Origin of the sequence: Caenimonas soli, assembly GCF_013155545.1 — a bacterium.
In the GTDB taxonomy this organism is placed as follows: Bacteria; Pseudomonadota; Gammaproteobacteria; order Burkholderiales; family Burkholderiaceae_C; genus Ramlibacter; species Ramlibacter soli.
The window spans coordinates 1-22,456 of the sequence record NZ_JABJVV010000019.1; the positions used below are offsets into that span (position 1 = coordinate 1).

The 22,456-nt window shown below is 65.6% G+C and carries 21 protein-coding genes; 15 read left to right on the forward strand and 6 right to left on the reverse strand.

The annotated features are described in order from the left end of the window. On the forward strand, positions 1–147 hold a 147-nt coding region (locus tag HNE04_RS23385), incomplete at its 5' end, for a transposase (protein WP_172218143.1). Positions 148–316: 169 nt separating this feature from the next. Here the strand turns inward: HNE04_RS23385 and phhA are convergent. The 4 genes from phhA to HNE04_RS23405 form a co-directional block, all read right to left on the reverse strand. After that, positions 317–1,144 (reverse strand): phenylalanine 4-monooxygenase, encoded by an 828-nt coding sequence (gene phhA, locus HNE04_RS23390; RefSeq protein WP_172224807.1) that lies wholly within the window; start codon positions 1,142–1,144, stop codon positions 317–319. 11 nt (positions 1,145–1,155) lie between these two features. After that, positions 1,156–2,274 (reverse strand): 4-hydroxyphenylpyruvate dioxygenase, encoded by a 1,119-nt coding sequence (gene hppD / locus HNE04_RS23395; protein ID WP_172224810.1) that lies wholly within the window; start codon positions 2,272–2,274, stop codon positions 1,156–1,158. Between the two features lie 133 nt (positions 2,275–2,407). Beyond that, positions 2,408–3,376 (reverse strand): lipase secretion chaperone, encoded by a 969-nt coding sequence (locus HNE04_RS23400; protein WP_172224813.1) that lies wholly within the window; start codon positions 3,374–3,376, stop codon positions 2,408–2,410. Beyond that, a complete protein-coding gene (locus HNE04_RS23405) occupies positions 3,373–4,308 on the reverse strand; it encodes an esterase/lipase family protein (RefSeq protein ID WP_172224816.1) in 936 nt (311 codons plus the stop codon). Before HNE04_RS23405 ends, HNE04_RS23400 begins: the two co-directional genes overlap by 4 nt. A 127-nt stretch (positions 4,309–4,435) precedes the next feature. On the opposite strand from HNE04_RS23405, the gene HNE04_RS23410 reads away from it, so the two are divergent. From HNE04_RS23410 to lnt, 4 genes are all read left to right on the forward strand, one after another. After that, positions 4,436–4,915: an Lrp/AsnC family transcriptional regulator gene (locus tag HNE04_RS23410; RefSeq protein ID WP_207717702.1), complete on the forward strand. Its 480-nt coding sequence runs from the start codon at positions 4,436–4,438 to the stop codon at positions 4,913–4,915. Between the two features lie 155 nt (positions 4,916–5,070). After that, positions 5,071–5,730 carry a GNAT family N-acetyltransferase gene (locus HNE04_RS23415; RefSeq protein WP_172224819.1) on the forward strand — a complete coding sequence of 220 codons (660 nt, stop codon included), beginning with the start codon at positions 5,071–5,073 and terminating at the stop codon, positions 5,728–5,730. An 85-nt stretch (positions 5,731–5,815) separates the two neighbouring features. Next, on the forward strand, positions 5,816–6,694 hold the full coding sequence (locus HNE04_RS23420; protein WP_172224822.1) for an HlyC/CorC family transporter: 879 nt from the start codon (positions 5,816–5,818) through the stop codon (positions 6,692–6,694). Between the two features lie 58 nt (positions 6,695–6,752). After that, complete coding sequence (lnt, locus tag HNE04_RS23425) at positions 6,753–8,258, forward strand: apolipoprotein N-acyltransferase (RefSeq protein WP_172225082.1); 1,506 nt, start codon at positions 6,753–6,755, stop codon at positions 8,256–8,258. Here lnt and HNE04_RS23430 read toward each other — a convergent pair. Next, positions 8,221–9,138, reverse strand: a complete 918-nt coding sequence (locus tag HNE04_RS23430) for a LysR family transcriptional regulator (protein ID WP_172224825.1) — start codon at positions 9,136–9,138, stop codon at positions 8,221–8,223. The two genes, lnt and HNE04_RS23430, sit on opposite strands and share 38 nt — an antisense overlap. A 136-nt stretch (positions 9,139–9,274) precedes the next feature. Between HNE04_RS23430 and HNE04_RS23435 the strand changes: the two genes are divergently transcribed. The 7 genes from HNE04_RS23435 (at position 9,275) to HNE04_RS23465 (ending at position 19,161) form a co-directional block, all read left to right on the forward strand. Beyond that, entirely contained in the window at positions 9,275–10,315 is a 1,041-nt protein-coding gene (locus tag HNE04_RS23435; RefSeq protein WP_172225084.1) for a type II asparaginase, read from the forward strand. Positions 10,316–10,357: 42 nt separating this feature from the next. Next, complete coding sequence (gene glyQ, locus HNE04_RS23440; protein ID WP_172224828.1) at positions 10,358–11,263, forward strand: glycine--tRNA ligase subunit alpha; 906 nt, start codon at positions 10,358–10,360, stop codon at positions 11,261–11,263. Positions 11,264–11,267: 4 nt separating this feature from the next. Continuing rightward, a complete protein-coding gene (gene glyS / locus HNE04_RS23445; protein ID WP_172224831.1) occupies positions 11,268–13,370 on the forward strand; it encodes a glycine--tRNA ligase subunit beta in 2,103 nt (700 codons plus the stop codon). 10 nt (positions 13,371–13,380) lie between these two features. Further along, positions 13,381–13,953 (forward strand): D-glycero-beta-D-manno-heptose 1,7-bisphosphate 7-phosphatase, encoded by a 573-nt coding sequence (gene gmhB, locus HNE04_RS23450; protein ID WP_172224834.1) that lies wholly within the window; start codon positions 13,381–13,383, stop codon positions 13,951–13,953. Positions 13,954–13,957: 4 nt separating this feature from the next. After that, positions 13,958–14,725, forward strand: a complete 768-nt coding sequence (locus HNE04_RS23455; RefSeq protein WP_172224837.1) for a lysophospholipid acyltransferase family protein — start codon at positions 13,958–13,960, stop codon at positions 14,723–14,725. Between the two features lie 11 nt (positions 14,726–14,736). Beyond that, positions 14,737–15,663 (forward strand): M48 family metallopeptidase, encoded by a 927-nt coding sequence (locus HNE04_RS23460; protein WP_172224871.1) that lies wholly within the window; start codon positions 14,737–14,739, stop codon positions 15,661–15,663. A 78-nt stretch (positions 15,664–15,741) separates the two neighbouring features. Continuing rightward, positions 15,742–19,161 (forward strand): PAS domain-containing protein, encoded by a 3,420-nt coding sequence (locus HNE04_RS23465; protein WP_172224874.1) that lies wholly within the window; start codon positions 15,742–15,744, stop codon positions 19,159–19,161. Here HNE04_RS23465 and HNE04_RS23470 read toward each other — a convergent pair. After that, complete coding sequence (locus tag HNE04_RS23470) at positions 19,158–20,213, reverse strand: MBL fold metallo-hydrolase (RefSeq protein WP_172224876.1); 1,056 nt, start codon at positions 20,211–20,213, stop codon at positions 19,158–19,160. The two genes, HNE04_RS23465 and HNE04_RS23470, sit on opposite strands and share 4 nt — an antisense overlap. Positions 20,214–20,326: 113 nt before the next feature. Here HNE04_RS23470 and HNE04_RS23475 point away from each other — a divergent pair, with 113 nt between their 5' ends. Genes HNE04_RS23475 through HNE04_RS23485 form a run of 3 tightly spaced genes read left to right on the forward strand, consistent with a single transcriptional unit; the run spans position 20,327 to position 22,442 of the window. After that, positions 20,327–20,734, forward strand: a complete 408-nt coding sequence (locus HNE04_RS23475) for a MerR family transcriptional regulator (protein WP_172224879.1) — start codon at positions 20,327–20,329, stop codon at positions 20,732–20,734. A 44-nt stretch (positions 20,735–20,778) separates the two neighbouring features. Further along, positions 20,779–21,240 carry a PaaI family thioesterase gene (locus HNE04_RS23480; RefSeq protein WP_172224881.1) on the forward strand — a complete coding sequence of 154 codons (462 nt, stop codon included), beginning with the start codon at positions 20,779–20,781 and terminating at the stop codon, positions 21,238–21,240. A gap of 23 nt (positions 21,241–21,263) precedes the next feature. Beyond that, the gene (locus HNE04_RS23485) at positions 21,264–22,442 is read left to right on the forward strand and encodes an isovaleryl-CoA dehydrogenase (protein ID WP_172224884.1); all 1,179 of its coding nucleotides are present in this window, start codon (positions 21,264–21,266) and stop codon (positions 22,440–22,442) included. Positions 22,443–22,456 lie beyond the last annotated feature (14 nt).

Below are 22,456 nucleotides of genomic sequence, written 5' to 3' on the forward strand. Positions count from 1 at the left end.
ATTGCCGAGCCACCCAACGGCTGGATCAAAAGCGTCTTGGGGTTCAGGCAGTTCAGCCTCAGGGGACTACACCGCGTGCAAGCCGAGTGGAAACTCGTTTGCATGGCGTTGAATCTGCGAAGGATGCGCAGCTTGCAACTGCCTTGAGGGGCCAGAACACCCGGCATCGTGCATTGCCGTTCGTCTGAGCGCGGGATGGCGGCTCTAATACCCCACAAAACAGCAAACTTGCTTGCCAGCGTGGATGCCGGGTCAACCCCGGGCATGACAACTACGCTCTGCCGCGCAGACTCCTAGCCGCCCGCCATTCGCTGCCTCAGGCCGTCGCGTCCGCTTCCAGTTCCGCCATTCCCTTCACCTTGGCATAGATCGGGGTGAAGTCCGGCGCTGTCTTGTCGAAAAGCTCCTGGAAGCTCTCGATCACGAAGTAGGTCTGCTGGTAGCTGTCGATCTTGTAGCGGGTGCGCATCACGCGCTCGATGTCCAGCGGCAGGCGCTGCGGCTCGGGGCTGTCCACCGCATGCTGCAGCTCGCCGGGCGAGCTCAGGATGCCGGCGCCATAAGCGCGCAGGCCGTCCTTCTGGCGGATCAGGCCAAACTCGATCGTGTACCAGTACAGCCGGCTGAGGAGTTCGCACGATTCGAGGCGGTGCGCCTTCAGGCCGCCCTTGCCGTACTCCTGCATGTGGTCGGCGAAGATCGGATTGAACAGCAGCGGCACGTGGCCGAACAGGTCGTGGAAGACGTCGGGCTCGACGATGTAGTCGAATTCCTCGGGCGTGCGGATCCAGTCGGTGACCGGGAACTTGCGGTTGGCCAGCAGCGTGAAGAACGGCACCTCCGGTATCAGCCCGGGCACCGCCACGATCTCCCAGCGTGTGGCCTTGTACAGGCGGTCGTTGATTTCGTCGAAATGCGGGATCCTGTCCTTCACGCCCAGCGTGGGCAGGGCCGTGAGGAACTCGTCGCAGGCCCGGCCCGGAACCAACGCCACCTGGCGCTCGTAGAGGCGGCGGTAGGTGTCGTGGTCGGCCTGCGTGTAGCCCGCGTAGTTCTGCGGGCAGGTGTAGTCGGCGCCTGCGCGGGAGTAATCTCCGCGCGGCGGCCGTTCGCTCGCTCCATATACAACCGGTTCAACTGCCATCGTCAGCTCCTTCAGGCCTTGTTCGTTTCGAGCACGCCGCGGCGCATCTGGTCCAGCTCCATGGTCTCGAAGAGGGCCTTGAAGTTGCCCTCGCCGAACCCGCTGTTGCCCTTGCGCTGGATGAACTCGAAGAAGATCGGGCCCAGCTGGTTCTCGCTGAAGATCTGCAACAGCAGTTCACCGGGCTTGCCGTCCACCAGGATGTTGCGCTGCTGCAGCCCCACCAGGTCTTCGCCATGGCCCGGGATGCGCTTTTCCAGCAGCTCGTAATAGGTTTCGCTGGTCGAGAGCAGCTTCACGCCGCTCATCTGCAACGCATCGACAGTGTCGTACAGATTGGTGGAGCCCATCGCGATGTGCTGGATGCCCTCGCCATGGTAGCGGTCCAGGTATTCCTGGATCTGGCCCGGCTTCTCGTTGCCTTCTTCGTTGATCGGGATGCGGATCTTGCCGCAGGGGCTGGTCATGGCTTTGCTCTTCACGCCGGTGGACTGGCCTTCGATGTCGAAGTAGCGCACCTCGCGGAAATTGAACAGGCGCTCATAGAAGTCGGCCCACTCGTTCATGCGGCCGCGATGCACGTTGTGCGTCAGGTGGTCGATGTAGGTCAGGCCATGGCCGGCAGGGTGCAGTTCGGCGCCGGACAGGGGCTCGAAGTCCACGTCGTAGAAGCCGATGTTGCCGATCTCGCCCTCTTTCGCGCCGTTCTTGCCGCGCCAGCGGTCGATGAAATAGATGATGGAGTCGCCGATGCCCTTGATCGCGGGAATGTTCAACTCGCCCGGGCCCGCAACGCCCGCGTAGCCCCAGGCGCCCAGCGAGATGGCGCGTTCATAGGCGGCCTTGGCATCGCGCACCCGGAAGGCGATGGCGCAGACACTCGGGCCGTGCAGGCGCGCGAACCGCTGCGCGAAGGAATCGGGCTCGGCGTTGATGATGAAGTTGATCTCGCCCTGGCGATACAGCAGCACGTTCTTGTGGCGGTGCCGGGCGATGGGCTTGAAACCCATGCGCTCGAACAGCTGGCCCATGGCCTTGGGATCGGGCGCGGCGTATTCGATGAATTCAAAACCATCCGTGCCCATGGGGTTGTCCCAGGCGGAAGTCGGGGCCGGCAGCGGTGCGGTCATGGTGTCTCCAGTTTGAGCATGCGTTGCCATGCACTGTAGAACCAGGATCGATCAGTTTTCCGCCGAAGTCGGGCAGAGCCAGCCGGAGCTGCGCAGGAAAGCTGCGTTTTCCGAAGGGCAGGCGCCGTCGAGCTTAGGGCCGCGTGGGAGTGGCTCGGGCTTGCCGGCGCAGGGCCAGCGCTGCCTCTACGCGCAGCTGCTCCTCTGTCGAGAACAGCTGCTGGCGCATGCGGTTGAGTTGCGCTGGAGGCTCGTTGCGCGCCTTGCCGGCCGAGTATTCGTCCAGGCGAGCCTGCCAGTCGCGCTCTTCCCGATCCAGCTGGGCCAGCTGCTGTGCGGCGGTATCGCCGTATTGGGCGCGCCGCTGGGCGTAGCGCTCCTGTTCGCTCGCGCCGGTGGCCTCGAACGCCGCGCTTTGCGATGCAACGGCGAGATGCGCCACGGCGTCGGCGCGGGTCGCGCGCTGGCTCTCGCTCAAATCGCGTTCGGCATCGCGCACGGCCGCGGCCTTTTGCTCGGCAGACAGATCCGGATTGCGCTCGATTTCGAGGCGAGCGACGGTGAAGCGATCCAGCTCCTCCTCCTGCGCGAACAGGGCCGCGCACTCATCCGCACGGAAATGCTTCTCGCGGACGAGCCGCCGGGCGTCCAGTACGCCACGCAATGCGGCGGGGTCGCCAGGATCGGACGGCGGCTTGATCGCGCCCACCGCCACGCGGTAGTCCACATAGCGGTCCAGCAGTTCCATGGCCTGCGAAAGCTCCGCCTCGGAAAAGTATTTGGGGGCCAGCGCCGCGAGCTGCTGCTTGAGGATGGCCGGGGTGGACGCTTCCCCGGCCTCCAGCACCAGATCCTCGAGCTTGAAACGCAAGCCGCTGGCCAGGAACGCGTTGCGCGCTTCTGCGGAGGGCTGGTTCAGCGCGCCACCGGTCGCAGCGATGAGCTGATCCGCTGTAGCCGATCCGGCAGGGCGCGCATTCTCGCCAGTGCGGTGCGCGCCTTGCGGCGCGACTCCGGCTTCCGGTTGGATGAACAGGGCCAGTCCCAACACCGCAAGCCCGGCGCAGGCTGCCAGCAGGGCAAGCGGCCCGCGACTGCTCATAGGCCGTATTGCTTCAGGCGGTTGGCGTGCTGGCGGTAAAGCGTCACCGGGTCCACCGAGAACCAGTCGCGCAGGCCGACGATCTGGTTGACTTCGTCCAGGTGGTTCTGGCGGTAGTCACCCAGATGCCTGCCCAGCCGCGATGAGCAGGCCGACACCAGGCCATCGTTGGCCTCGCCGAACACCAGGCTCAGGATGCCCAGCGGTCCGTCGCTCGCATCCAGGATGTTGGTGACCGGCTGGATGCCTGCCCACGAGTAGTAGCGCACACCATTGACCAGTTCGGCGCCGCTGCCGCAGCCGGCGGGCAATGCCTGCGGAAAGCGGTTGTTGAAGGCCTGCGACCCTGCCGTCGTGAGCGAGTCGAGTGCGGCCGTGGGCATTTGCGGATTGCCGGTTCCGCCGGAACCCAGATTGATCAGCGCCACGAATGCGGTGGCGGCGCCGTTCACGATGCTCTCGGACAAGGTGCCCGGCGGCAACGTGCCGCGCACGATGTCCGCGACCCGCGAGCCGCGGTTCACGCCACCTATGGACGTGACTGACGCTACCAGCTGCGGTGCGACGCCGGCCACGTAGCGGATGGTCGGTCCGCCCTGGGAATGGCCGATCAGGTTCACCTTGCTTGCGCCGGTGATCGCCATGATGTTCTTCACCTGGGTCAGCAACTGCTCGCCGCGCACTTCGTGGCTGTTGGCCGCGGAAACCTGCGCGACGAATACGCGCGCGCCGTCCTGGCGCAATGCCGACGGAATCCCGTAGAAGTAGTCCAGACCCAGGAAGGAGTCGAATCCGAATATGCCGTGCACCAGCACGATGGGATAGCGCGTCTGCGCATAGGTCTGCGCATGAGCCGTGGCCCCGAACAGCAAGAGGGAGGCGGCCAACAACAAGCTCAATCGGCGCAGCAGGTGCGCGAGGAATCGGGACATGGTTTCTCCTGAGGTTGAAAAAAGAACGAGCGTGCTTTTCTTCAAGGAGAATTCTTTCAATTAGCTGACATGTCGCCATCGGGACAAGCCCGGTACTGATGGGTACCAGCAGTAAAATTGCGAAATTATGGAGATCAACGCACTCGACAAGCTCGACAAGGCCATCTTGCGCCGCCTGCAACAGAACGGCCGGGAGACCTACGACGTGATCGGCGAGCAGGTGGGCCTGTCGTCGAGCGCCGTGCTGCGCCGCGTCAAACGACTGGAAGAGGCCGGGGTGATCGACCGTTACGTCGCCCTGGTCAACCCGGAAGCCGTTGGGCTGGGGCTCACGGCTTATCTCAACGTACGCCTCGAGAAACACACGGAAAGCCATAAGCGCAATCCGATGGACCTGTTTCGCGCCAGTGTGCAGACCTGGCCGGAGGTAGTGGAATGCGCGGCCTTGACCGGCGAAATGGACTATTTGCTGCGCGTCGTCGTGCAGGACATGGCCCACTACAGCCGATTCATCATGGACACGCTGCTCAAGCATCCGTCGGTGGAAGACTGCAAAACCAGCTTCGTGCTCGACCGCGTGAAGGCGACCACGGCAATTCCGGTGTAGCCCGAATGCCTTAGCTTGCTACGGATAAGGTAGCGAGTTATCCATCCTGGCCAAGGGAGAGATGGTTATTTGGAAAATTAGGTAGAACTACCTGCAATGTGGCTTTCCAGCCCCTCTTGGGTTGTCTCCCTAGTGAAAACCCTTAAATTGAACGCATGACTGAAACCTCCCAAGCCAGCAAGTCGGCACCAGTGGTGGTTCCCATCCGTTCACTGGGCCCCAGCCACCGCGAACGCATCGCCACGCACCTGATGGCGCTGGACGAACACGACCGCTATCTTCGCTTCGGCTATGCAGCCAATGACGAGCAGATCCGGCGCTATGTCGAAAGCCTGGACTTCGACCGCGACGAAATCTTCGGTGTCTATAACCGCCGCCTGGAGCTCATAGCCGTGGCGCACCTGGCCTTCTCCCAAAATCCGGCGCTGCCGTCGTGCGCAGAGTTCGGCGTCTCCGTGCTGACGAAGGCCCGGGGTCGCGGCTATGGCGCGCGCCTGTTCGAGCGAGCCGTGATGCACGCGCGCAATGAAGGCGTGGAGATGCTGTTCATTCACGCCTTGAGCGAGAACACCGCCATGATCAAGATCGCCCGTAACGCGGGCGCCACGCTCGAGCGCGCCGGATCGGAAACCGATGCCTACCTGCGCCTGCCGCCCGCCACGCTCGACAGCAGAATGAGCGAACTGGTGGAAGAGCAGCTGGCGTTGACCGACTACCGCCTGAAGGTCCAGGCCAAGAACTTCTGGGACTTCCTGGCCGGTGTGCAGGAGGTGCGCCAGGGCGTGCGCGACGCGCGCCACAAGTCCGGCGGTTGAGCCTGCGGGAGGCGGGCGCGGGCTGACACCCATTTCCGCTATCCTATTGGTCCCTCCACTACCGCACGTCCTGCACCCCAAGGCTGTGTCCGACCCGCACCCAGCGCGAGCTTCCCTCGAAAAGGAAGACAAGCGCACTTTCCTGCAGAAGATCGCCGAGTTCATCCACCCCGGACCGGACTCCAAGGCAGAGCTGATAGAGACACTGGCCGATGCCGAAGACAACGACATCATCGGCCCCGAATCACGGGTGATGCTCGAAGGGGTGATCCGCATGGCCGAATTGACCGCCGGCGACGTGATGGTGGCCGCGCCGCGGATGGACCTGCTCAATATCGACTCGCCGCATGACGACATCCTGGGCGTCGTCATCGACACCGCGCACTCGCGCTTTCCCGTGTACGAGGGCGACCGCGAGAACATCATCGGCATCCTGTTGGCCAAGGACCTGCTGAAGCTGCAGCGGGCGCCCGAGCTGAACATCCGCGCCCTGCTGCGCCCGGCGGTGTTCGTTCCGGAGACCAAAGGCCTGAACGACCTGCTGCGCGATTTTCGCGGCAACCGCAATCACCTGGCGATCGTCGTCGACGAATTCGGCCGGATCGCGGGCCTCATCACGATCGAGGACGTGCTCGAGCAGATCGTCGGCGAGATCGAGGACGAGTTCGACATCGCCGAGGACGAGGGCGACATCTTCGGCCTGGCCGACCGGACCTATCGCGTCAGCGGCGACACCGCCATCGAGCGCGTCAGCGAGGCGTTCGGCGTGAAGCTGGCCCCCACCGACGCCGAGCAGGAATTCGACACCATCGGCGGCCTGATCGCCCACGAAATGGGCCATGTGCCCAAGCGCGGCGAGCATCACGTTCTGGACGGCCTGAACTTCGTCGTGCTGCATACCAAGGGCGGCGCCGTGCGCTGGTTCAAGGTTTCGCCGGTCGCCCACGACGACCGCACGGGTTGAGGCCTTGAGGAGGCTGGCACCCTTCGCGCTTGCTTTGCTGGCGGGCCTGGCACAGGCCATGTCCATCGCGGCGCCGTGGAACGGCCAGCCGCAATGGTGGCTGCAGCTGCTCTCGCTCGCGACGCTGGCCGGGCTGGTGCAGCAGGCCGGGGGATTCAGGCGCGCCGCCCTTCTCGGCTGGGCCTTCGCCATCGCCTGGCTCGCGGGCACCTTCTGGTGGCTGTTCATATCCATGCACGTCTATGGCGGCCTGCCGGCCCCGCTGGCCGTTGTCGCCGTGCTGGCGCTGGCCGCTTTTCTGGGCGGCTACTACGCCGCGGCCTGTGCAGCTTTCGCCGCGTTGCGCGGCGGGGGCTTCGTTTTTCGGGCGGTGCTTTTCGCATCGCTCTGGCTTTTCGCCGAGCTGGCGCGCATCACATGGTTCACCGGCTTCCCCTGGGGTGCCGGCGGCTATGCCCATGTGGACGGACCGCTGTCGGCGCTCGCGCCGCAGGTGGGCGTTCACGGGATAGGTTTCGCGGCAGCGCTGCTGGCCTTCGCACTGTCCCTGGTGGCGCAAAGGGGTATCGCGCGATCCTGGCGCTACTGGGCGGCGCTGGCGGCTGCCGTGGGGCTGCTGGCTGCCTGCAACATGGCAGCCGTGCCGAAGGAGGCGCCGGCGACGCAGCCGCGCCTGTCGGTGGCGCTGCTCCAGGGCAACATTCCCCAGGACGAGAAATTCGAGGGCCGCACCGGCGTCCCTGAGGCACTGGACTGGTATGGCCGGCAACTCCAGGCCAGCACGGCCAACGTGGTCGTGGCGCCGGAGACGGCGCTACCGATGTTGCCCCGGCAATTGCCCGACGGCTATTTCGAGGCCCTGCGCGCGCGCTTCGCCCAGGGGCAGCAGGCGGCGCTGATCGGCATCCCCTTGGGCAGCTCCAAGGAGGGCTATACCAACTCGGTGATCGGCCTGAAGCCCGGCGCCGAGATCTACCAGTACCACAAGCACCACCTGGTCCCTTTCGGCGAATTCGTCCCGCCGCTGTTCAAGTGGTTCACGCAGATGATGAACATCCCGCTGGGCGACTTCAACCGCGGCGCGATCGGCCAGGCCTCATTCGAGTGGCAAGGACAGCGCCTGGCGCCCAACATTTGCTATGAAGACTTGTTCGGCGAAGAAATCGCGGCGCAGTTCGCCCACCCGGCGACCGCACCTACCATCCTCGTCAACGTCAGCAACATCGGCTGGTTCGGCAACACGGTCGCGATCGACCAGCACCTGCAGATCAGCCGCATGCGCGCGATCGAATTCGAGCGCCCCATGCTCCGCGCCACCAACACCGGCGCCACGGTGATCATCGACCATCGCGGCCAGGTGACCCATTCGCTGCCGCGCCACATCCGCGGTGTCCTGGCCGGAGAGGTGGAGGGGCGAAGCGCAATCACGCCTTACGCCTGGTGGGTGTCCAGGCTGGGGCTGTGGCCGTTCTGGCTATTCGCCATCGCAATCGTCGGCCTCGCCGCGTTGCGCGGCAGGAATGGCGTCAGGTCCGGAAAGCATTCCGCGCCATCGCCTGACTGAGAAGCGCCGGCAGCATCTCCAGCATGGCTGTGGCGTGCCGTCCTGGGGGTGTCGAACTGGCGTGGTAGGCATGCAGGGGGATGGGCGCCAGGTCCTGCAGTTCCACCGCCACCATCTGCGCGGGGTCGAGGTTGCTGGCCGTGAGGAAGTCGATCACCGTCCAGCCCATGCCCAGGCGCACCAGTTCCAGCGCCAGGCGCGAGGTCTGGACCTGCACGCCCAAAGCCTTGGTCACGCCCAGCTGCACAGCCAGCTCGTCGATGGCGCGGCGCATGGGATCGTCGCCCACCAACCGGATCATCGGCGTATTGGCCAGAAAACTCATCGGGTTGTTGCGGCGCACCCGCGCCGCCCGTTGCCAGATGTCTCGCGTCACGGCCAGATAGAGGCGCCCGCTGACCAGCATCCGGCTGGCAACCTGCGGATGCGGGTGCTCGTAGTAGCCGAGCGCGAAGTCCACGCTCCGGGTCATCAGCGCCGGGGCCATCTGGTCCTGGTTGATGGTGCGCACTTCCACGTCGATGCCGGGATGGCGTGAAGCGTGCTGTTCCAGCACCAGCGGCAGGAATTCGTGCGATATCGACGGTATCGCCGCCAGCCGGACCTGACCCTTGTCGGTCTGCCGCAGGTTGATCGCGATCTTGCGCAGCTCCTCCAGCTTGCCGTGGATGGCCGCCGACTCGGCGTACAGCACCATCGCCTCCGGCGTGGGCGACAGCGCGCCCTTGGCGCGCGTGAACAGCTTGTAGCCCAGCTGCAACTCGGTATGGGCGATGGTCTTGCTCACCGCCGACGGTGTGATGCAGACCAGGCGCGCGGCGGCGCTCATGTTGCCGGTCTGCATGACGGCCTGGAAGACTTCGAGTTGCCGGAGGTTCATGGGGATGAGGGGTGTGACTTTTGTTCACACCCCGCAGCCGATTATTCCGTACTCGGACGGCCGGTACTTTCCAACAATACGCCACCTCAAACCACTGGAGACCCCCGTGCTTGCTCAACGCAAATTCAAGAACCTGATGGCCGGCCTGGCGCTGGCCGCCTGGACCGTGCTGGCCGCCGCGCAAGGCGCCAAGCCCAACGTCGTGGTGCTTGCCACCGGCGGCACCATCGCCGGCGCGGGTGCTTCCGCCGCCAACAGCGCAACCTATGCCGCGGCGAAGGTGCCGGTGGATAAGTTGCTGGCCGGCCTGCCCGAGCTGGGCAACGTGGCCAACGTCAAGGGTGAACAGGTGTTCCAGATCGCCTCGGAGAGTTTCACCAACGACAACCTGATGAAGCTGGGCAGGCGCGTCTCGGTGCTGGTCAAGCAGCCTGACGTGGACGGTATCGTGGTCACGCACGGCACCGACACGCTGGAGGAAACCGCGTATTTCCTGAACCTGGTGATCCGCACCGACAAGCCCATCGTGGTGGTCGGCTCCATGCGCCCCGGCACGGCGCTGTCGGCCGACGGCGCGCTGAACCTGCTCAATGCGGTGACGGTGGCCGGCAGCAAGGACGCCATGGGCAAAGGCGTGCTCGTCACCATGAACGACGAGATCCAGAGCGGGCGCGACGTCACCAAGACCGTGAACATCAAGACCGATGCTTTCAAGAGCCAGTGGGGCCCGCTGGGGATGGTGGTCGAGGGCAGGAACTACTGGTTCCGCGCGCCGGTCAAGCGCCACACCGCGCAGTCGGAATTCAATATCGACGAGATGAGCGACCTGGCGCCGGTGGAGATCGTCTACAGCTACGGCAACGTCCCGCGCACCTCGTTCGATGCCAACGGCAAGAACGGCGTCAAGGCCCTGATCCACGGCGGCCCGGGCAATGGCTCGGTCGCCGACCGCATCGTTCCGGTGCTGCAGGACCTGCGCGGCCAGGGCGTGCAGATCATCCGATCTTCGCGCGTGCCCGACGGCTTCGTGCTGCGCAATGCCGAGCAGCCCGACGACAAGTACGACTGGGTCGTGGCCCACGACCTCAAGCCCCAGAAGGCGCGCATCCTGGCGGCCGTGGCCCTGACCAGGACCAATGACACCAAGGAACTGCAGCGGATTTTCTGGCAGTACTGACCCGCACCGTAAAATCGGCGGTTTGCCCCTTGCGCTCCGCCGATGTTGACCTTCCAGCAAATCATCCTGAAACTGCAGTCCTACTGGGACGCGCAGGGCTGCGCGCTGCTGCAGCCCCATGACATGGAAGTGGGCGCAGGGACCTCGCACACCGCGACATTCCTGCGCGCCCTGGGCCCCGAGCCCTGGAAGGCCGCCTATGTGCAGCCCAGCCGCCGCCCCAAGGACGGGCGCTACGGCGAGAACCCGAACCGCCTGCAGCACTATTACCAGTACCAGGTGGTGCTGAAGCCGGCGCCGGCCAACATCCTGGAGCTCTACCTGGGGTCCCTGGAGGCCCTGGGCTTCGATCTCAAGAAGAACGACATCCGTTTCGTCGAGGACGATTGGGAAAACCCCACGCTGGGCGCCTGGGGCCTGGGCTGGGAGGTCTGGCTCAACGGTATGGAAGTGACGCAGTTCACCTACTTCCAGCAGGTCGGCGGCATCGACTGCAAGCCGATCACCGGCGAAATCACCTACGGCCTGGAACGGCTGGCGATGTACTTGCAGAACGTGGACAACGTCTACAACCTGAAGTGGACCGAAGACCTGAGCTACGGCGACGTCTACCTGCAGAACGAAAAAGAGCAGTCGGCGTACAACTTCGAGCACAGCGACGCCGAATTCCTGTTCACGGCCTTCGGCGCGCACGAAAAACAGGCCAAATACCTGATGGAACAACAACTGGCGCTGCCTGCCTATGAGCAGGTGCTCAAGGCGGCCCACAGCTTCAACCTGCTGGACGCGCGCGGTGCGATCAGCGTTACGGAACGCGCGGCCTACATCGGCCGCATCCGCAATCTGGCCCGCGCGGTGGCGCAAAGCTACTACGAGAGCCGCGAGCGTCTGGGATTCCCGATGGCGCCGCGCGAATGGGTGGCCAACATGCAGAAGAAGGCGGCCTGACCCCATGGCACACCAGAATCTTCTTGTCGAGCTGTTCGTGGAAGAGCTGCCGCCCAAGGCGCTCAAGAAAATCGGCCAGGCCTTTGCCGGCGTGCTGTTCGACCAGCTCAAGGCGCAGGGCCTGGCTTCGGGCGAATCCGAGCTCACTTCGTTTGCATCGCCGCGGCGCCTGGCCGCACACGTCACGGTCGTGGCCTCGCAAGGCGCCGACAAGGCCGTGTCGCAAAAGCTCATGCCGGTGAGCGTGGGGATCGATGCTTCCGGCAACGCCACACCGGCCCTGCTGAAAAAGCTCCAGTCCCTGGGCGCCGATGCCTCGGCTGTGCCCGGCCTCAAGCGGGCCATGGACGGCAAGGCCGAAGCGCTGTTCTACGACAGCACCGTCAAGGGGGCGACGCTGGCCGAGGGCCTGCAAAAGGCCTTGAACGAAAGCCTGGCCAAGCTGCCCATTCCCAAGGTCATGACCTACCAGCTGGCCGACGGCTGGAGCGACGTGAAGTTCGTGCGTCCGGCCCATGGGCTGGTGGCCTTGCACGGCAGCGAGGTGGTGGCCATCGAAGCGTTGGGCCTGAAGGCCGGCAACACCACGCACGGCCACCGGTTCGAGGCGCCCGCCGATCCGGTCCGGCTGAAAGACGCCGACAGCTACGCAAGCGCGCTGGAGAAGGATGGCGCGGTGATCGCCAGCTTCGAGGCCCGCCGCGCCGAGATCGTGCGCCAGCTCGCCGATGCGGCTGCAAAGGTCGGCATTGCCCGCGCGATCGAGGACGAAGCCCTGCTCGATGAAGTCACAGCTTTGGTCGAGCGTCCCAACGTGCTGGTCTGCGAGTTCGAGAAGGAATTTCTCGAAGTCCCGCAGGAGTGCCTGATCCTCACGATGAAGGCCAACCAGAAGTATTTCCCGCTGCTCGACGGCCAGGGCAAACTGACCAACAAGTTCCTGGTGGTCAGCAACATCCGGCCGGCCGATGCGAGTGCCGTGGTGGGCGGCAACGAACGCGTGGTCCGCCCGCGCCTGGCCGACGCCAAATTCTTCTTCGACCAGGACCGCAAGAAAACGCTGGTGTCGCGGGTCGAAGGCCTGGCCAAGGTGGTTTATCACAACAAGCTGGGAACACAGGGCGAGCGGGTCGAGCGCGTGCGCAAGCTGGCTCAGGCGATCGGCGTCAAGCTGGGCGGCGAGGCGCTGGCGAAGCAGGCCGACCAGGCCGCGCAACTGGCCAAGGCGGACCTGTTGACCGACATGGTGGGCGAGTTCCCCGAGCTGCAGGGCATCATGGGCCGCTATTACGCCCTGAACGACGGCCTGGGCCATGAGGTCGCCGACGCGATCGAGGACCACTACAAGCCCCGGTTCGCCGGCGACGAGTTGCCGCGCAACCAGGTGGGGGTGGCCACCGCATTGGCCGACAAGCTGGAAACCATCGCCGGCCTGTTCGCCATCGGCCAACTCCCCACCGGCGACAAGGACCCGTTCGCGCTGCGCCGCCATGCGCTGGGCATCGTCCGCATGCTCATGGAAAAAGACCTGCCGCTGGCACTCGACGAGTTGCTGGGCCAGGCCGTGGCGCTGTTCCCGCAGGCCGATCCCAAGACCGGCGCCTTGTTGTCCGAATTCATCTACGAGCGTCTCGCCGGTTCGCTGCGCGAGCAAGGCTACAGCGCCCAGGAAGTCGACGCCGTGCTGGCGCTGCGTCCGCAGCGGCTGGGCGACGTGGCCAAGCGGCTGGCGGCGGTGCGCGCATTCGCCGCCTTGCCCGAGGCTCCGGCGCTGGCGGCAGCCAACAAGCGCATCGGCAATATCCTCAAGAAGGCCGAGAAGGCCGACGCCCACGTGAGCGAGGGCCTGCTCAAGGAAGAGGCCGAGAAGGCCCTGTATGCGATGACGCGCAAGGTCGCCCCGCAAGCCGGCGCCCAGTTCGAGGCCGGCGACTTCACCGGCTCGCTGCAGACGCTGGCTGCGTTGCGGGAGACCGTGGATGCCTTCTTCGACGGCGTGATGGTCAATGCCGAAGAGGCCGACCTGCGCCTGAACCGCCTGGGCCTGCTGGCCACGCTGCACCAGGCCATGAACCGCGTCGCCGACCTGTCGCGCCTGGCCGCATGATCGTCCTGCCATGAAGCTCGTCATCCTCGACCGCGACGGAACCATCAACGCCGACAGCGACCAGTTCATAAAGTCGCCCGAGGAGTGGACGCCGCTGCCCGGCGCGCTGGAAGCCATCGCCAGGCTTAACCATGCCGGCTGGCACACGGTGATCGCCTCCAACCAGTCCGGCCTGGGCCGTGGACTGTTCGACGTGGCATCGCTCAACGCCATGCACGCCAAGATGCACAAAATGCTGGCGGCCCAGGGCGGGCGCATCGACGCCGTGTTCTATTGCCCGCACAGCCCGGACGAGGGCTGCCAATGCCGCAAGCCCTTGCCGGGCCTGTTCGAGCAGATCGGTGAGCGCTTCGGCGTGGAACTCAAAGGCACGCCGGTCGTGGGCGACGGCCTGCGCGACCTGCAAGCCGGGGCGGCCGTGGGTTGCGAGCCGCACCTGGTGCTGACCGGCAAGGGCGCTGAATTCCGCGGCCGTCCGCTTCCGGACACTTACCCCGCGGACACCCGGGTCCATGAAGACCTGGCCGCGTTCGCCGAGTGGCTGATCGCCCGGCACGCCGCTGCGCCCAAGGCCGGTAGCTAAAAGCATGCCCCTTATTCGTTCGGTAGCTCATGCCCTCTGGATGCTGGTGACCGTGGTGCCCTGGGGCATCTACATGGTCACGGCTTCGCTCTGGTCCAACGGCACGCAGATGTGGTGGATGGCACACCGGTGGCTGAGCTGGGCCATCGGCGATATCGGGCGCGCGATCCTGGGCATCAAGGTGCGCGTCACCGGCTACGAGAACTTGCCGGTCGGTGAGACGAGCCCGGCAATCCTGCTGGTCAAGCACCAGTCCACCCTGGAAACCTTCCTCATTCCCACGCTGATGCCGCATCCGCTGGCCTACGTGTTCAAGAAGGAGCTGATCCTGGTGCCGTTTTTCGGTTGGGCCATGGGGCGCATGGACATGATCCACATCGATCGGAGCCTGCGCGCTCAGGCCTTCAACAAGGTGGTCGAGCAGGGCAAGCGGCTGCTGGCCCAGGGCATCTGGGTCATCATGTTCCCCGAGGGCACCCGCATCCCGCGCGGAGAGAAGGGCACCTACAAGAACGGCGGCTCGCGGCTTGCCATCGAGACCGGGGCGCCGGTGATACCGATTGCCGTCACGTCCGCCAGGGTCTGGCCGCGCAAGGCTTTCATCAAGCGGCCGGGCGTGGTCGACGTGTCCATCGGCAAGCCGATCCCCAGCCAGGGCCGCCAGCCCGATGAATTGATGCGCGAGGTCGAGGCCTGGATCGAAACCGAAATGCGAAGGCTGGACCCGGACGCTTACATTGATGCGGCCCACGAGCCGCGTCGCAGCAGCTAAACTCTCGCCCCATGCATCGGCTGCTGCAGCTCACTCTCGACTTCTTCGATTCCGCTCCGGCCGCTCCGCCCCAAGAGCCTGCTGCCCGCAAGCGCCGGGCCCCCGACACCACAGCCCGCCCACCTGCTATCTCGCAGCCGACCGAGCTGCTGGATCAGGTCCTGATTCCCGCGGCCTTCCGCCATCCGCGCGCCAACCGCGAGGTCGTGCTGGGCGATTCCGTGGTCGCTTTCGAGTTTCGCAGGGGCAAGCGCCGCAACATCGGCTTCATGGTCGGCCCCGAGGGGCTCACGGTCAGTGCGCCCAAGTGGGTGCCGCTTTACGAAATCGACGCCGCGGTGAAAAGCAAGGAGCCGTGGATCCTCAAGAAATTGGGCGATTCGCACGAGCGGCAACGGCGTGTCGAGTCGGCCCGCATCGAGTGGCGGGACGGCGCGACCTTTCCCTTCCTCGGCGAGCAGGTGATCCTGGTGCTGGATCCCCGCCATGCCTTCGATGAAGTCGGCGCGGTGCTCAATACCGATGGCGAGGCCTTGCCCGGCATGCCGCGCCACACGCTGCACGTGGGCTTGCCCAACACCGCCGATGCCGCGCAGATCCGCGACAGCGTACAGGCCTGGCTGATGCGGCAAGCCAAGCGCCTCTTCACCGAGCGGCTGGATCATTTCGCGCCCCAGCTTGGCGTGCAATGGCGCAAGCTGGTGCTTAGCAATGCCGGCACGCGCTGGGGCACGGCGCATTCGGACGGCCTGATCCGCCTGAACTGGCGCCTGATCCACTTCGGCCTGCCGGTGATCGACTACGTGGTGGCGCACGAACTGAGCCACCTGCGGGTGATGGACCACAGCCCCCGCTTCTGGGACACCGTGCGCACGGTCGTTCCGGACTACGCGCAATTGCGCGGGCAGCTCAAGGAACAGGCCCTGCCGCCCTGGTAGTTACGCGGCCCTGAGGGCAGGACGCGTACACTGCCCCATCGCAATGGCCACAGTGACTGACAAGGAGACGTGGGGCAGATGCAGCGCAGCTTGAGTCTGCAGGGGCGCCTCGCCATGCTGGTTGTGGCGGCCATCCTTCCGCTGGCCGCCCTCTCGGTCTGGTTCGCCGTGAGCGCCACGCAGGAGGCGACGAGCGACGCGCAGTCCCAGCTGAAATTTTCCGCCTCGCTGGTGGCTGCCCACCAGGATCGCATGGTGGAGTCGGCCCAGCAACTGCTTGCCGCCGTTGCCACCATGCCCGGACTGCGCGGCGCCGACGTTCAGCGCTGTGCCGGCTACTTCGAGGGCCTGCGAACCCTCTACCCCGTGTATTCCAACATAGGCATCCTGGACCTGCAAGGCAGGACGATATGCCATGCCAACCAGCGCAGCGGCAGCTTCGCCGCCGGAGACCGCAGCTATGTTCAAAGGGCGCTGTCCGAGCGGCGGCTGGTGATGGGCGAGGCGGTAGTCGGCCGTTCGTCCGGCAGATTGGCCATACCCTTTGCCCGGCCCATCATGGAAGGCGACGAGGTGGTCGCGGTGGCCTTCGCTGCGCTCGATCTAGGCCGGGCAGCCGACGCCTTGGCGCGACTGGATCTGCCGCAAGGCGCCAGCGTCGTGGTGTCCGATCGCCATGGCAAGGTGCTGATGGAACACCCGAAAAAGGCGGCACAGACCCTTCCAGCCAATCTGGCGTCGACGGTCGCGGAGGACGGCTCCGGCGAATTTCGCGACGCTGCCGGCCACGCGCGGATTTTCGGTTCCGCGTCCAGCCACCAGGTCAGCGGCGAGGGCTTCGTGGCGGTAGTGGCAATGGATCGCGCGCAGGTCACGTACGTCTCCTCGGTCAAACTGCGCAATGAGCTTCTGGTATTGGCCGTTACCCTGCTGGCCGGCGTCGCCGCCGCCTGGTGGGTCGGCGGGCGCGCCATCGTCAGGCCGGCCAACCAGATCCTGGGCGCGGTGCGGCGGCTCGAGCAGGGACTGCTGGACGCCCGCGTGCCTTTGCAGGCCGGACCGCCGCGCGGCGAATTCGCCCGCATCGGGGCTGCCTTCAATCTGATGGCCGAGTCCCTGCAGTTGCGGCAGGTCGACCTGCAGACTGAGTTGGGCCGCAGCCGCAGCGCCTATGCGGCCCTCGACCTCGTGCTCAACAGCATGCAGGAGGGCCTGCTGGCGGTGACCGAGGCCGGCCAATTCCTGATGTTCAACGAGGCCGCGGCCCGATTGTTTCCCCTCGCCACCCCGGCCCCGCCGCAGCAGTGGGCCCAGCACTTCGGCTTCTACCAGGCCGACGGCATCACGCCCTATGCAAACGAGGATCTGCCCCTGGTGCGTGCGGCCTTGGGCGAGAGCGGGCGCCAGCAGCTGCTGTTCGTGCGGAACGCCTTGGTGCCGCAAGGCCGGCTGCTGCAATGCAGCTGGCAGCCGATCCGCGGCGAGGGCGGCCTCAGCGGGGGACTGGTCGTCTTCACCGACGTGACCGAGCTGCAGCGGTTGCAGGCCGAGCAGGCAGCGCAATTCGCGCAGCTGCAGGAAACCCAGCGCAAGTTGATAGAAGCCCAGCGCATCGGCCGCGTCGGCAACTGGGAACTCGATCTGCGCAGCGGCAGGGTATGGTGGTCCGACGAGGTGTACGGCCTGTTCGGCGTCACCCGGGAGCAGTTCGAACCCACGCTCAACGGCTTCGCCCAATGGGTGCACCCGGACGACCGCGGCTTGCTGAAGCCGGCGCGCGATGCGGCGCTGCGCGACGGCGAGGTGGTGAACATGGAGTACCGGGTGGTCAAGCCGGACGGCGCCATCGCATGGTTCCAGGAGATCGCCGAGGCGCGCCGCAATGAACAGGGCGAGCCCATCTGGTTCGGCGGCGTGGTGCAGGACATCACCGCCCGCAAGAAGAATGAGCAAGCGCTTTTGCACAGCGAGCGCGAGTTGCACGACTACACCTTGATGCTGCAACGCGCCGCCGAGGCGGCCCAGGCGATCACCTCCCATCCCGCGCTGGAGGAAACCCTCCAGGAAGTGGCCGACCAGGCGCGCCGGGTCATCGGCACGCGGCAAGCCCTGGTCAGCCTGACCGGGAGAACCAGCGCGGATCCGGCCATGCGCCGGGCCAGCGGAGAGCCGGGCGACGGCAATGCCGGCCGACAGCTGATCGTGCCCCTGGCCAGCCGCAGCGGGCAGAACATCGGCCAGCTCGAGCTGTCGGGCAAGGAGCACGGCGACTTCACCCAGCGCGACGAGTATGTCGCGCTGGAGCTGGCGCAGCTCGCTTCCATTGCCATCGACAATGCCCGCTTGTTTACCCAGATTCGCGAGCTCAATGCCGGCCTGGAGACACGGATCGCAGCGCGCACCGCAGAACTCACGCGCCAGGAGCAGCTGTACCGCACCCTGGCCGAACAGGCGCCCGAGGTGATATGGAATTCCGACAGCGCCGGAAGGCTCACCTTTCTCAACCACGCCTGGTACGAGCTGGTCGGCGGCACGCCCGAGGACTGGATCGGCACCAGCGCCATGGCGGCCATCCACCCCGACGATCGCGCCGCGGTGGCAGCCAACTGGAATCGCAGTTGCGAAACAACGAGCACCTTGACGGGCGTGCGCCGCGTGAGGGCCAAGGACGGCAGCTATCACACGATGTCGTACAAGGCGGCCCCGGTTCTGGTCGATGGAAAAGTGGCTTTCTGGGTCGGCATAGACGCCGACATCACCGAGTTCAAGGCCATAGAGCGGGCCCTGCGCAGCTCCAACCAGGAGCTGGAAGCTTTCTCCTACTCCGTGTCGCACGACCTGCGCGCGCCCCTGGGCGCGATCGGGGGATTCAGCCGGGCGCTGGAACTCAAACTCGAGGGCCACCCCGATGACCGCGCTCGCCACTACCTGGCGCGCATCCAGGCCGGGGTGGGGAAGATGGAGCAGCTGATCGAATCGCTGCTGGCGCTGTCCAAGGTGGTGCGCGCGCCGCTGAACTACGGGGCGGTGGACCTGAGCGCCATGATGCGCGAAGTCGTCGAGGGGCTGCAGATGCAGCACCCCGAACGCGAGGTATCCGTCCGGGTCCAGGATGGGATGGTGGCCCAAGGCGATGCCCGCCTGCTGCGCATAGTGCTGGAGAACCTGGTGGGCAATGCCTGGAAGTTCACTTCGCGTTCCCAGGCAGCGCAAGTGGAAGTCGGCAAGCTCGAGGACAGCAATGTGTTCTTCGTGCGAGACAACGGCGTGGGCTTCGATATGGCCTATGCCGGCAAGCTTTTCGGCGCTTTCCAGCGGCTGCACACCGAAGCCGAGTTTCCGGGGACCGGCATTGGCCTGGCGACGGTGCGGCGCATCGTCGCGCGCCATCAGGGGCGGGTCTGGGCCGAGTCGCTGCTGGGCCAGGGCACGACCTTCTTTTTCGTGCTGTCGGAGTCCGCGCCGCCGCCCTGGCTGGCCGGCGACGCACCGGCCTAGGCCAGCGCGAAGCGGTAGACGCCGTCCGCGCCCAACAGGCGGCGCAGCTTGCCGGCGAACCACAGCGCATGCAGGTGGGCCACCGATTCGCCCATCGCGAAGGTTGTCTGGTGCAGATCGAGCTTGCGCTTGAACATGATGGGCAGCACGTCGGCGGCCGACTGCGGGGCTTTGGCGCAGGCTTCCACCACTTCGGCCAACCGGTCGCGGTGGTGCTCGTGCAGCTGGCGGATGCGCTCGTGCAGTCCGCGAAACGGCTTGCCGTGCGAGGGCAGGGTCAACGTGTCCTTGGGCAGTCCGGCGAATTTGTCGATGGAGTCGAGGAAGGCCTTGAGCGGGTTGGACTCCGGCTCCACGTCATAGACGCTCACGTTGGTCGATATGCGGGGCAGCATCATGTCGCCGCTGACCAGCACCCGGGTCTCGTCGCAATACAGCGCGATATGTTCCGGCGCGTGGCCGTAGCCGCTGATGCAGCGCCAGTCGCGCCCACCGATGCGCACGGTGTCGCCATCCTGCATGCGCCGGAACGTGCGCGGCACCTGCGGCACCATCCCGGGGTAGTAGTTGGTCCGGGCCCGGATCTTCTCCACCGACTCGGGGTCCGTCAGGCCGTGCGAGGCGAAGAAATTGGCCGCATGTTCGCCGCCGAAGCCTGTCGTGCTTTGTGAAGCGATGCGGGCCGCGTTGAAGTCGGTGGCGCTGATCCACAGCGGCGCCTTCCAGCGCTCGCACAGCCACCAGGCCAGACCGATGTGGTCGGGGTGCATATGGGTCACGATCACCCGCAGGATGGGCAGGCCTTCCAGCTGCGTGGCGAAGATCTGCTCCCACTGGGCCTTCGACTCGTCCCGGCTGATGCAGCAGTCGATCACGGTCCAGCCGGCACGGCCGTCGATCTCGTCGCGCAGCAGCCACAGGTTGATGTGATCCAGGGCGAATGGCAGGGCCATGCGGATCCACTTCACACCCGGGGCGACCTCCATGGTTTCGCCCTGGCCGGGCATGGCGTCACCAAACGGGTAGTCCAGCAGTTGTTCGAGGGCGTTCATCGGGGTCCTGTGATCAAAGGATTTGACGTTGACGTAAACGTCATATGTAATCCGATTGTAGGGATGGGGCGATGACCCTGCTGTCCCGTCCCGTACACACGAACTTATCTGTTATGGCCCTCACGACGTACACCATCAGCGACCTGGCGAAAGAGTTCGACCTCACCACGCGGGCCATGCGTTTCTACGAAGACATGGGTCTTCTGCAGCCCGAGCGCTCCGGCCCCGGGGGGCGCAACCGCATCTACAGCGCGCGCGATCGCACCCGCCTGAAGCTCACGCTGCGCGCCAAGCGGCTCGGGCTGTCCCTGACCGAGGCGCGGGAAATCATCGACATGTACGACAGCCCGCGGGATACCGGGCCGCAGCTGAGGAAGTTCCTGGCCGTGCTGGCTCAGCATCGCAAACAGCTGGAAGAGCAGATGGCCGACCTGCAGGCCAACCTGGATGAGGTCAAGGTGCACGAAAAAGAGGCGCGCGCCCTCTTGGCCAAGTCCGAGAAAACGCGGCAGGTGGCCTGACAGGGCATAATTGACGTTTACGTAAACGTCAACTCCAGTACACCATGGCCGGCCAGCGCTTCGAACCCAGGGATCCGGATTTCGCCGCGCGCGTGCGGGCGAGCTTCGAGCGCCAGGGCGCGATGAAAACCATAGGCGCGACGCTGGCCAGCGTCGAGGCGGGGCGGGTCGTGATCGAGCTGCCCTGGGCGCAGCCGCTGACCCAGCAGCACGGCTTCCTGCACGCCGGCATGGTGGCCACGGCGCTGGATTCGGCTTGCGGCTATGCCGGATTCAGCCTGATGCCGGCGGATGCCGCCGTGCTGACCATCGAGTACAAGATCAACCTGCTGGCCCCGGCGCAGGGCCAGCGCTTTCGCATGGAAGGCCTGGTCATCAAGCCGGGCCGCACCGTCACGGTGGCCGAGGGCAAGGCTTTTGCCATCGACGACGGCAAAGAGAAACTCATCGCCACGATGGGATGCACGCTGATGGCCGTGTTCGGCCGCGACGGCATCCAGCATTGACACCGCATCCAAGGAGACACAGCATGAACCTTCCAGGACTCGACTTCCAGCTGGGCGAAGACATAGACGCGCTGCGCGACGCCGTGCGCGAATTCGCGCAAGCGGAGATCGCCCCCCGTGCCACCGAGATCGACCGCAGCGACCAGTTCCCCATGGACCTGTGGCGCAAGATGGGCGAGGTCGGTGTGTTGGGCATCACGGTGTCCGAGGAATACGGCGGCGCCAACATGGGCTACCTGGCGCACATGATCGCCATGGAGGAAATCTCGCGCGCCTCGGCCTCGGTCGGCCTGTCGTACGGTGCGCACAGCAACCTGTGCGTCAACCAGATCAAGCGCAACGGCAGCGAGGCGCAGAAGAAGAAATACCTGCCCAAGCTGATTTCCGGCGAGCATGTCGGCGCCCTGGCCATGAGCGAGTCGGGCGCGGGCAGCGACGTCATTTCCATGAAGCTCAAGGCCGAAGACAAGGGTGGCTACTACCTCCTCAACGGCAACAAGTTCTGGATCACCAACGGCCCCGACGCCGACACCCTGGTGGTTTACGCCAAGACCGAGCCCGAACTGGGCGCCCGCGGCGTCACCGCTTTCCTGATCGAAAAGGGCATGAAGGGCTTCTCGATCGCGCAGAAGCTCGACAAGCTGGGCATGCGCGGTTCCCACACCGGCGAACTGGTGTTCCAGAACGTCGAAGTGCCAGCCGCCAACGTGCTGGGCAGCCTCAACGGCGGCGCCAAGGTACTGATGAGCGGCCTGGACTACGAGCGCGCCGTGCTCGCGGCCGGGCCCATCGGCATCATGCAGGCGGTGATGGACAACGTCATCCCCTACACCCACGACCGCAAGCAGTTCGGCCAGAGCATCGGCGAATTCCAGCTGGTCCAGGGGAAGGTCGCCGACATGTACACCGTACTGCAGGCCGGGCGGGCCTTCTGCTACACGGTGGGCAAGAACCTGGACATGCTGGGCTCGGATCACGTGCGCCAGGTCCGCAAGGACTGCGCCTCGGTCATCCTGTGGTGCGCCGAGAAGGCCACCTGGATGGCGGGCGAGGGCATCCAGATCTTCGGCGGCAACGGCTACATCAACGACTACCCCCTGGGGCGGCTGTGGCGGGACGCCAAGCTGTACGAAATCGGCGCCGGCACCAGCGAGATCCGGCGCATGCTGATAGGGCGGGAGCTGTTCGCCGAAACGATGTAGGCCACGTCCGGTGG